The following is a 10,822-nucleotide window of genomic DNA, read 5'->3' as shown; positions in this document are numbered from 1 at the left end:
GGGGTCAGGGCGGAGTCGATCCCATCGTTATGGGGCTGGGTCCCGTACCGGCAACAGAAAATGCTTTGAAAATGGCGCATCTTTCTTTTAACGACGTCGAACTGATAGAAGGCAATGAGGCCTTCGCCGTCCAGACATTAGGCGTTATAAGACAATGGACAGAAAAGTACGGAGTTTCAAAGGATCACATACTCGAAAAGACGAATTTGAACGGCGGTGCAATAGCACTCGGCCATCCGATAGGGTGCTCTGGAAACAGAATAACCGTGACGCTCTTGTACGAAATGATGAAGAAAAAGACCGAAATCGGTCTTGCAACACTTTGCATAGGCGGTGGAATGGGTACTGCCGTTGTGATAAAAAAAGTTTGATTTTGAAAGGGGATTGTGGTATGAAGAAATTTTTTGTTTTTTCGGTGATTTTGGGTTTGTTTCTGACTTTTGCCTTCGCAGCAGACTCATCATCTTTTGGAGTTTACCCCGATAAGGTCGTTATAGGAACATTTCAGGCATTGTCGGGACCTTACGCCATAATCGGACAGGGTATGCTCAAAGGCATGAAAGCCTACTTCAACTGGATAAACGATCAGGGTGGCATCAACGGAAGAAAGATCGATCTTTTGGTCTACGATGATCAACTCAATCCGGCCTTAACCGTTACCGATGTGAAAAGAATGGTCGAGCAGGACCATGTCTTTGCGGTCGTTGGTGGTCTCGGGACACCCGGATGTCTTGCCGTGATGGGCTATCTTAACGATAACGGTGTGCCATTCGTTTATCAGGGAAGCGGTGCGCCACAGTTATCGAATCCTCCAAAAGAGTACGTATTTCCGGTTCAGCCAAACTACGATTTAGAAGGACATTTGATAGCGAGATTTCTTGTGCAAAATGAGCATAAGTCGAAGATAGCGGTCATGTACATGAACAACGATATAGGCCAGCAGGAACTCGACGGCATTCAAAAGCAACTTGCCGATTTCAACATGAAACCGTACATAACGATAGCATACAATCCATCGAGCGCCGATTTCAGTTCGGATATAATCAAACTCATGTCCGCAAATCCGGATTCTTTGGTTATCGCAGGCCTTATCACGGATACGATAAGAATAGTAACACAGATAAAGCAGTATGGCATGAACATACCGATCGTGACGATATATCCGAATGCCGATCCGGCATTCATACAACTTGGAGGCAAGGCCGTCGAAGGCGTTATTCTGACTGGATGGGTGCCGATACCGACGAAAGACAATCCAGATTTTACGGCAAAATTCGATCAATATCTCAAAATATACCAAAAATCGTATCCAAACGAGATCCCAAGTTCTTACGCGGCTGCAGGCTTTATAGCCGCAGAAGTCTTTTCGCACGCGCTTGAACTCGCCGGTCCGAATCCCACAAGAGACGGACTTGTAAATGCACTCGATACTTTTGACAATTGGAATGGAATTCTTTCACAGGACATAACCTTCACACCCACAGACAGGGAAGGAAAGACCTCCATGTATTTCATGAAGATAGAGAATGGCACTTTTGTACCTATATCAGGGTGGATAACTTTGAAATGATTCTATCGATAAAAGCGCTTTCGGTAAAATTCAAGGGATTGATAGCGGTCAACAATTTTTCAATGGATGTCGAAAAAGGAAGTTTTCATTCTTTGATAGGGCCAAACGGAGCAGGAAAGACCACAGTTGTAAATGCCTTAACACGGGTTGTGCCATCAACTGGCACAGCCCTTTTTGAAGGTATCGATCTGTTGAAGATGCCGGCTCACAGGATAATAAATGCCGGCGTGGCAAGAACTTTCCAGAACCTTGAACTTTTCAAGAATTTAAACGTTACAGGTAACCTTTTCATCGGTGCCCATCATACGATAAATTACAATTTCTTTGACGAGATTTTCGGCACGAAATCTTACAAATCTGAACAGTCAAGGATCTTTCAAAACGTAGCGGAGATTTCGGAAATGCTTGACATAAAAAGATATTTAAACATGTCCGTTTCATCGCTACCGTACGGTACGCAAAAACTTGTCGAGATAGGACGGGCCGTCATATCAAAGCCAAAATTACTCATTTTAGATGAGCCTTTTGCGGGTTTAAACGATCAGGAATCCGAAAAACTCAAAGAAGAAATTTTGAGAATAAAAGGCTTTTACGCGCTCACGATCCTCATGATAGAGCATGACATGAAAATCGTCATGTCTGTCTCAGACAAAATAACCGTCATGAATTTCGGCGAAAAAATAGCCGAGGGAAGTCCATCCGAAATAATTCAGAACAGAAAGGTGGCCGAAGCCTATCTTGGCGACAGATCGTATTCTCGAAGTTGAAAATCTTACCGTTAAATACGGCCCGATAGAAGCCGTAAGAGGGACAAACTTTTTCGTCGGTAATCAAGAAGTGGTTTCGATACTCGGTGCAAACGGTGCCGGAAAGAGTTCGACTTTGAAATCGCTTGCAGGTTTAATTCCACACGAAGGCAGGATAACATTTATATCGAAAGACATATCGAGAACGGAACCTTACAGAATACCGTATTTGGGCCTTACACTCTGTCCCGAAAGAAGAGGCATCTTTCCGGATTTAAGTGTCGAGGACAACCTTTTGTTAGGTGCATACACGATAAGGAAAAACAAAAATTTGATAAAGGAAAATATCAAAAAAGTTTACGCGCTTTTTCAAAGATTGGAAGAGAGAAAGCGGCAACTTGCAGGAACACTTTCCGGAGGAGAGCAGCAGATGCTCGCGATAGGACGCGCTTTGATGAATGATCCCAAACTTTTGATGTTGGATGAGCCTTCTTTGGGTCTTTCACCGAAATTAGTCGATTTCATCTTTGATTCGCTCAAAACGATAAACAAATCGGGTACGGCGATATTGCTTGTAGAGCAAAATGCCATGATAGCGATGGAAATATCCAACAGGATCTACGTCATGCAAAACGGAAAGTTCGCGATTTCGGGAAATACAAAAGATGTGGATTTTCAAACTTTAAAAATGAAATACTTAGGGGTGTGAAATGGTATTTCAACAAATAATTGCCGGCATAATAACGGGCTCTCTTTACGCGATAGTGGCACTTGGACTTGTCATAGCATACAAGGTGACCGGAGTTATGAATTTCGCTTACGGTTATATGGGAATGATCTCGGCTTACATCTTCTTTACGTTTTTTTCCATGATGGGTATGAATTACATTTTATCATTTTTTATTGCCATTGCGTTTGGCGCTTTTGTCGGTTACGCCGTTGAGCGTGGGCTTTTAAGGCCTGTCAGAAACATCTCTCCGGCCTCCATGGTGATAATAACACTGGGTCTGCTTTTGGTACTTGAAGGTGTGGCTCTTCAAATATGGGGAAACAATTACCAGCAAATACCAAATCTTTTAAACGGTCTTCCTTTGATATTGAGATTCGAAGGCGGCATCATAGTCATACCGCAGCAAAACCTTTTGATTTTGGGAGTTGTGACGGCCGTCATAATCGCACTTATTTTGTATTTGAACCTTACATTTCAGGGAAAAGCCATGAGAGCAGTGGCACAAAATGAGGAGATCGCGAAGTTGATGGGTATAAATTCAAGCCTTATGATGTCGATTTCGTGGATCATTTCCGGATCGATAGGTGCGCTTGCGGCATTACTCGTCGCTCCGCAGACCTTTGTTTATCCAGACATGATGCTAAGCCTTCAAATAATGGGCTTTACCGCCGCAGTCCTTGGTGGATTTGAAAGCATCCCCGGCTCGATAATAGGCGGTATATCGATAGGCATCATTGAGAACCTTGTGGGTACTTACATATCCACAAACCTCAAGACGACCTTTTCACTTGCGATAATAGTCGCCATTCTTATCGTAAAGCCCGAAGGATTGTTAGGAAGCGCAAAAGCGAGGAGAGTTTGATGAAAAAACACCTATGGTTTATACCTTTTGTGCTTGTTCCTTTACCGTTTTTGGGATATCCTTTTTTGCTGTCCATCTTCGTCTTGATAGGCATATACACAATAGCGGCCATAGGCATGGATGTACTGACAACATGGGCAGGCCAGATCTCGATAGGAAATGCTGCATTCTTTGCCGTCGGTGCCTACACATCGGCAATTTTAGTCGTGAATTTTCACGTTCCATTTTTGATCGCTTTTTTGATCTCCGGCCTTTTTGCCATGATAATAGGCATCGTGGTAGGCCTTCCCGCTCTCAGAGTTTCCGGTTTTTACCTTGCGGTCGTCACGATGGCCTTCGGCATAGCCGTTCAGCAGGTCATAGGCGTATTTCAAATAACGGGAGGTTACAACGGCATAAGAAACATACCTGTGCCATCTTTTTGGATCTTTAAAGCCTCCAATCCGGTCTATCAGTATTACGTGGTGCTAACGATCATCTTTTTGATTTTCATTGTGCTTTCAAGAATTTCATTTTCAAAAAGCGGACTTGCGCTCTTTGCGATGAGAGACAGCGAGATAGCGGCAAGGGCTTTCGGGGTTAATTTGCTCAAATACAAACTCGCAGCCTTTGCAGCAAGTGCGGCTTTAACCGGTCTTGCAGGTAGCCTTTACGCATCGGCAATAGGATTTATATCTCCATCACAGTTCGATCTGACACTTTCACTTGATCTGCTTGCGATGGTCATAGTCGGTGGTGCGGGAAGCGTGATGGGTGTTATGATAGGTGCGGCCTTCTTTGTGGGATTACCGTTTTTACTTTCGGGATACAACATCTCAATAACTATAATTCAAGGCGTTGCACTTATAGTGATCCTTTTGTTTTTACCAAAAGGGCTTTTACAGATCTTTAAAATCAGGGATCTTTTCAAGAAAAAAGTGATTTAAGTATATTCTCTCAATCTGGACACTAAGGAATGGATTGGCATATGGCTTATGGCCAATGGCGCCGGTGAGCAGTGATCGGTGAAGAGTGAGTAGTCAAAGTTCGTTTGTCATCCCTGAGTTCATCAGGGATCGCCTTTAAAACTTACATGAAAATGCGATCCCGCATCAAGTGCGGGATGACGGGATAAAAAATGTATCATGCGTCACAAATTTCTCTAATGTCTGATCTCTAATCTCTGTTTTTACTACGTGCTACGCGCTAATTGATGGATAGAAGAATGCGGGAGGGTTGAAATGTTTGTTCAAATCGAAAATGTAAGAATTTTTTACGAAGCAAATGGCGATGGAATGCCTGTTGTTTATGTCCACGGAAATTTTGCATCATCGAAATGGTTCGAAGAGGTTATGAAGATCGACGGGATAAAGACGTATGCGCTCGATCTGCCCAACTTTGGAAATTCAGATAGGATAGATTCCATTTCGATAGAAGTATACGCAGATTATCTATCGAAATTCATCGAATCGCTCAAAATTTCAAGACCGATCCTTGTAGGCCATTCACTTGGCGGTGCCGTGACTTTGAAATGTGTCGTAGATCATGATGCATTTTCCGGATTGATTCTTGTCGATCCCGCTCCGGCCGATGGCTTAAAGACGGCCGAAAACCTTTATCCTATACTTGAAAGTTTCAAAGATCATCCCGAATTGCTTGAGTTTTCCCTTGCAAATACCATGCCGACGAGAAAAGAGAAGGCAAAAGCATTCGTTAATGATGCGTTGAAAATGAGTCCAAAAGCCTTCAGCGGGAATGCGCGTGCGCTTGAAAGGTACGATTACTCCCAAAATCTGAAGGATATAAAAATACCGGTCAAAGTCCTGTGGGGAAGTTTGGATCCGATAGTTCCAAAAAACAGTCTCGAAAAAATGGCAAAGATGATTCCGAACTGCCAATTTGAAGTGCTTGATGGCATCGGCCACAGCGTTATCGTTGAAAACCCCAAAAAATTCGTTGAAATACTGGTGAAATTCAAAGATGCCTTACTTTGATTCTCAAATTTACTATGAAAGGGTCGGGAATGGAGAGCCTCTTATACTGCTTAACGGCATAATGATGTCGGCAGGTAGTTGGGCGTATCACGTTGACAAATTAAAAGAACATTTCGATGTCATAACTTTCGACTTCAAAGATCAGGGCAGATCTTCGAGAATGACAAAAGATTATGACGTATTGGAAAGATCGATAGATCTTCTCAATTTGATGGATCATCTTAAGATAAAAAAAGCGCACATCGTGGGCGTTTCTTACGGTGCACACGTTGCCGAACATTTCATCATTTCACATCCACGGCGTGTTTACAAATTGGTACTTTCAAATGCTGTTGATAAAGTTGACAATTATTTAAGGGAACTTGGAAGAAGTTGGGAGATGGCAGCCGCAACCGGCAACCCTGAATTGCTTTTCAAGATCTCTTTTCCTGCGATATACTCGCGGACTTTTTACAATTCAAATGAGAGTTGGATAAACGAAAGAATAACGAATGCCTCAAAAGCCACAGACAAAAAATGGCTTGAAGGTTTCATAAGGCTGAGTCGATCGGGAAATTATTTCGACCTTTCGGAAGAAATAAAAAAGATAACCGTACCCACGCTTTTGATATGTGCTGACGAAGACATCGTAACGCCAAAAAGTGAAATGAAAAAAATGGCGGAAAAGATCCCTCACTCATCGCTTGTCGTACTCCATAAAACAGGGCATGCGGCTTTTTACGAAAAAGCGAATCTTTGGATTAAAAAAGTTGAGTCATTTTTGTCATATTGAGAATTGTCGCATAAAAAAACCGCCCGTTCTTTTGGGCGGTGGTGAGGAGGAAGCACTCAGACGGTGACGTTAACTATTAGAAGTATAACATACTTATATGACGCGTTTGCAAAAAATTCTTTAAAAATTATTATTATCTTCATCATTGATGCAAAATGTACATAGAAGTTGATGGAATTTCTATCTCTCCCGAAAGCACGCTTATCGTATCCACTCCTGCCTGATCTTGATTGACAACGAGATCCCACTGACCTTCCGGCAATGTGAATTTGACACTTTGGTTTTCTCCGTTGTATACGACGATTATGTTCTTCCACGTATCTCCGTTTGGACTTCCGTGAATTTCGTAAGCGACAAATGCCAAAGGCATTCTGAGGTATTGAGTTACTTGTTTATATTGCGTCGGGAAGAACGTTATAGACGATTTTATCTGATCGGCTGTGTACATTCTAAACGCAGGATGTGCCTTTCTTAATTCTATCAGCCCTTGATAATATTTATCAAGTGATTGGAAGATTTCAAGCCTTGCCCAGTCGAATTCGTTGACCGCATCTCCCGCATCGTAACTGTTTCCGTTTCCTTCCTTTGTGCGTGCAAATTCCGCGCCACCCGCTATGAAAGGAATTCCCTGAGATGTCAGGATTATCCCGTTTGCAAGCTTATCCGCGGCTTCCTTTTGCTCGACAGTCCAGTTTGTTGCGGCACCGCTTATCTTGTCCCATAACGTGTAATTGTCATGGCATGTGACGTAATTTATAGTCTCTCCAGGCTCCTGTGTAAAGCCGGATATGACCTGAGAATAAGGAATCTCGCCAACGACACCGCGCTGAACGAGTATATCTTTGTTTGCGCCCTCTATGAATCCTTTTGCCGTTATGTCAAAAACGCTTCCAATTATCGCGTCTCTGAGATCATCGTTGAAGACGGCTATTTTCATGCCCTTTTGATCTCCCTTTCCAAAGAGAGGAGTAACTCCCCATCCGCCCCACGGCTCACCGTAAAGCAAAATCTGTGGATCGATGGCATGCAATTGATCGACTATGTCTTTAACGGTTTGTTTGTCAAAAAGGCCAAGCAGATCAAACCTGAATCCGTTGACGTGGTATTCCTTTACCCAGTATTTCAAAGAATCGATTATGTACTGTCTTGCCATCGTATTTTCGGTCGCTATCGTATTTCCTACGCCTGACTGGTTAAGGTACGCCCCCTTTTCGTCTACCCTGTAGTAATAGTAAGGCACGGTTTGATCGAATGGAGAATTTTTGCCCACTCCTGACGTGTGATTGTAAACGACGTCCATGATAACCCCGATTCCGTTTTCATGAAGAGACTGGATCATCTCTTTGACCTGTTCTATCGTGATCATTGGATTTTGAGGATCCGTTGAATATTGAGCCTCCGGCACGTTGAAAAGGTAGGTTATGTATCCCCAGTTGTATTGATCGAAGGGCTCATTCCAGAAATCCTGTATTGGCATTATCTGGACATCCGTTATGCCAAGTGCTTTAAGATGATCTATTCCGGTTGGTATTCCGTTGTAGGTCGTGCCCGTCGCCGTGAAGGCAAGATATTTGCCGCGGTATTGAGCCGGAACTCCGGAGTTTGGATCGATTGAAAAATCTCTAACATCCACTTCGTATATTATGGCATTAACTCTATGGGCAAGAGATGGAGAAAGATCTTTTGACCAATCCGGTGGATTTGTGTCCGCCAAATTCACGACCATTGATTTTCTGTTGTACATGTCTGCCGCGTAGCAATTTATGTCGGGCGTTATCCTTTCCTCATTGTATGAATAGAATTCGTAAAGGTAATATACGCCGTTTAGATCTCCTTTAACCTCGGCACTCCAGACTCCCTTTGCATCCCTTGACATATCGTAAGTTGCGTATGGCACCGTTGCATCGGCCGTTTTGTAAAGCAAAACCTTTGCCCATTGTGAGACCGGAGACCATACCTTGAATGTTGTCTCGGCCGGTGTGTAAATCGGGCCTAACTGGCCTGAGTAATAAAATTGAGGATCGTTTAACGCTTTGTAAGCGTAGACGGTGGCAGGTTGGAACCCTTTTATTTCAACGACCATAGGTTTTGCAACATCGTAGGTTGAAAGCGGTGCTTTCAAGGTTATCTCGATGTAAGAGGTTTTGGACAGCGATCCTGCAATGGCAGGTTCAACATCTGATATCGGCCAATCTTTGCCGTCAACGGTAAAAGATACCGTATCTTTCCAATCCTTTGTTTCTATTGGATTTGTAAGGTAAAGATCCACCTTGTTCAAAGAATTTAAAAAGGCGCCCATGGCTCTCGGTGATATGTCAATGTCGTTAGGATTTGTGTACCATTCATATTGTCCCTCCAAAACCCAAATTTCGGCCACACCGGATGAAGGTATGACAACGTGTCTGTCTTCCGAAACGTCCTTTGCCTGCCAGTCATTTAGCCTTACTATGAAACCAAGTTGGGTGTACTTTTGATCGAATTTTATTATCGCGTAAGGCCCGTAACTGTCCTCTCCCGTAAATTGATATGCCGCTCCGGCCAAACTTTCCGGCCTGTAAGGCCACACCCACAAATTCCATCCGGAGTAATTTCCGTCATACCTGTGGTAATGAATTATAAGTACTGTCTTTGCGTCAAAATCGGCCGCTGTTTTACCGGCAGAGAGTGAAGCGTAAGCGGAAAAGGCGACGGTAAAAGTCAAAGTGATAAGGATCAAAACAGATAGGAACAAAAAATACCTTTTCACTTGAAACACCTCCAATTCACCATTTTTCCCAAAAACGAGGACTTATAGTCTTTCTAAGCAATATATGTATTCCTATTCCTATAAGGTAAGAAGCGACAAGTGCTACAAATGTTTGATTAAGAGAAAATCTATAACCGAAAAGTTCAAAAGTACTTGTGAAAAGGAAAGCGGAAAAGATCAAACCCCCTATGCCTATAAGATTTCTTTTTACTATTTCCCTTATTCCTTCTATCGCAAAGAAAATAGCGAAGATTATTTCAACGACAAAACGAAAATTGATGCTGAAAAGTCCTATTATCGATAAAAACAGGAACAATCCGACAATTACCAAAAAAATTGCGAAAGCCCTCATAAATCCTCCTTCATTTTGAAGATCCAATTTTTAGACAGACCTCTATTTAAAGCCTCTTTTATATCATCTCCATCTTTTAAGATCACTCCCGTTGCTTTTGCCTGTTTTATGGCCGCTTTTGTGAAAGAAGATGTTGAAATAACGACTGCGTATCTCAAACGGGGAAATCCATTGTTTTTCCAGTATTCTTTACCCGCAAAAATTTGCTGAACGGCATCGTTTGAGATGTCTTTGGAATAATTTTTGGCCTGTACGGCTATCTTACCATCAAGTATGAGATCCACGCCAAAATCGGCTGTGTTGGTTGAATTAGTAGGTTTTTCAACCTTCCATCCGCTTTTTGATAAAAAAACTTCAAGAAAATCTTCAAATTGAGTTCCATCGCCATTTCCGGGTATTTTGTCAAACCAATCTCTTATTTTCCTCAGAGATCTTGATTTTCTGAAAGAATTAGCGACAACGATTGAAAGGACGATGACTGAAATGATCAGCAAAACAAAAAGGGCTAAATAAAACAACGTGTTATCCAAATTTATGATCACCTATTTCCAATCTTTACGATTTAATTTGTCAATGCATAAGAAATTTTACCACTTTTGATGGCAAAAATAAAAAATGAACGGAATCGGGTTGCAAATCATAATTTATGCATATCTTTTATGGTATACTCAATTACCTAAAATTTAAAATTCTTCGTAAGACATTTTTTCAAACTAAAATTGATACCTTTTAATTCTTAAAAAATGAAAATTGAATCGCGAAATTAAAATGAATCAAATGTTTTGATTTTCGAAAGGAGTGGATTTATGAAAAATGTTGTCATAACGGGCAGCACACGAGGATTAGGCTTTTGCATGGGTAAAGAATTTTTGAATGCAGGATGCAACGTGACATTTTCTGGAAGAGGAGAAGCCCCTAATGAAAATTTGAAATCGCTTATGGAACTTTACAAAGATCAAACTTTTTACGTCCAATGCGATGTCAGAAAGATTGATTCAATAGAAAATCTATGGAATGAATCCGCTAAAAAATGGAAAAAGATAGATATATGGATAAACAACGCAGGCGTGA

The 10,822-nt window shown here is 42.0% G+C and carries 11 protein-coding genes and 1 pseudogene; 9 read left to right on the top strand and 3 right to left on the bottom strand.

Annotated features, from left to right (window positions below; genetic code table 11):
• From ACP5NR_RS08385 to ACP5NR_RS08350, 8 genes and pseudogenes are all read left to right on the top strand, one after another.
• Positions 1-371 (top strand): annotated as a pseudogene (locus ACP5NR_RS08385) (acetyl-CoA C-acyltransferase); the annotation flags it as partial.
• A gap of 20 nt (positions 372-391) precedes the next feature.
• A complete protein-coding gene (locus ACP5NR_RS08380) occupies positions 392-1,570 on the top strand; it encodes an ABC transporter substrate-binding protein (protein ID WP_428006308.1) in 1,179 nt (392 codons plus the stop codon).
• The gene (locus tag ACP5NR_RS08375; RefSeq protein WP_428006307.1) at positions 1,567-2,337 is read left to right on the top strand and encodes an ABC transporter ATP-binding protein; all 771 of its coding nucleotides are present in this window, start codon (positions 1,567-1,569) and stop codon (positions 2,335-2,337) included. Before ACP5NR_RS08380 ends, ACP5NR_RS08375 begins: the two co-directional genes overlap by 4 nt.
• Complete coding sequence (locus tag ACP5NR_RS08370; protein ID WP_428006306.1) at positions 2,309-3,025, top strand: ABC transporter ATP-binding protein; 717 nt, start codon at positions 2,309-2,311, stop codon at positions 3,023-3,025. The genes ACP5NR_RS08375 and ACP5NR_RS08370 overlap by 29 nt, the downstream gene beginning before the upstream one ends.
• 1 nt (position 3,026) lies before the next feature.
• Positions 3,027-3,908 (top strand): branched-chain amino acid ABC transporter permease, encoded by an 882-nt coding sequence (locus ACP5NR_RS08365; protein WP_428006305.1) that lies wholly within the window; start codon positions 3,027-3,029, stop codon positions 3,906-3,908.
• Positions 3,908-4,834, top strand: coding sequence for a branched-chain amino acid ABC transporter permease (locus ACP5NR_RS08360; RefSeq protein WP_428006304.1), 927 nt, complete (start codon positions 3,908-3,910; stop codon positions 4,832-4,834). The genes ACP5NR_RS08365 and ACP5NR_RS08360 overlap by 1 nt, the downstream gene beginning before the upstream one ends.
• Before the next feature lie 294 nt (positions 4,835-5,128).
• A complete protein-coding gene (locus tag ACP5NR_RS08355; RefSeq protein WP_428006303.1) occupies positions 5,129-5,881 on the top strand; it encodes an alpha/beta fold hydrolase in 753 nt (250 codons plus the stop codon).
• A complete protein-coding gene (locus ACP5NR_RS08350; RefSeq protein ID WP_428006302.1) occupies positions 5,868-6,653 on the top strand; it encodes an alpha/beta fold hydrolase in 786 nt (261 codons plus the stop codon). Before ACP5NR_RS08355 ends, ACP5NR_RS08350 begins: the two co-directional genes overlap by 14 nt.
• 142 nt (positions 6,654-6,795) lie before the next feature.
• On the opposite strand, the gene pulA is transcribed toward ACP5NR_RS08350, so the two are convergent.
• Genes pulA through ACP5NR_RS08335 form a run of 3 tightly spaced genes read right to left on the bottom strand, consistent with a single transcriptional unit; the run spans position 6,796 to position 10,281 of the window.
• On the bottom strand, positions 6,796-9,399 hold the full coding sequence (gene pulA, locus ACP5NR_RS08345) for a type I pullulanase (protein WP_428006301.1): 2,604 nt from the start codon (positions 9,397-9,399) through the stop codon (positions 6,796-6,798).
• 16 nt (positions 9,400-9,415) lie between these two features.
• Entirely contained in the window at positions 9,416-9,751 is a 336-nt protein-coding gene (locus ACP5NR_RS08340) for a hypothetical protein (RefSeq protein ID WP_428006300.1), read from the bottom strand.
• Positions 9,748-10,281, bottom strand: a complete 534-nt coding sequence (locus ACP5NR_RS08335; protein WP_428006299.1) for a restriction endonuclease — start codon at positions 10,279-10,281, stop codon at positions 9,748-9,750. Before ACP5NR_RS08335 ends, ACP5NR_RS08340 begins: the two co-directional genes overlap by 4 nt.
• Positions 10,282-10,557: 276 nt before the next feature.
• Here ACP5NR_RS08335 and ACP5NR_RS08330 point away from each other — a divergent pair.
• Positions 10,558-10,822, top strand: a 265-nt coding sequence (locus ACP5NR_RS08330; protein WP_428006298.1) for an SDR family NAD(P)-dependent oxidoreductase, incomplete at its 3' end; no start/stop codon positions are given.

The sequence above is a fragment of the Athalassotoga sp. genome (assembly GCF_049965695.1).
Classification (GTDB): Bacteria; Thermotogota; Thermotogae; order Mesoaciditogales; family Mesoaciditogaceae; genus Athalassotoga.
The sequence above is the reverse complement of the archived record's forward strand: the minus strand, read 5'-3'. Positions and strand labels throughout refer to the sequence as shown.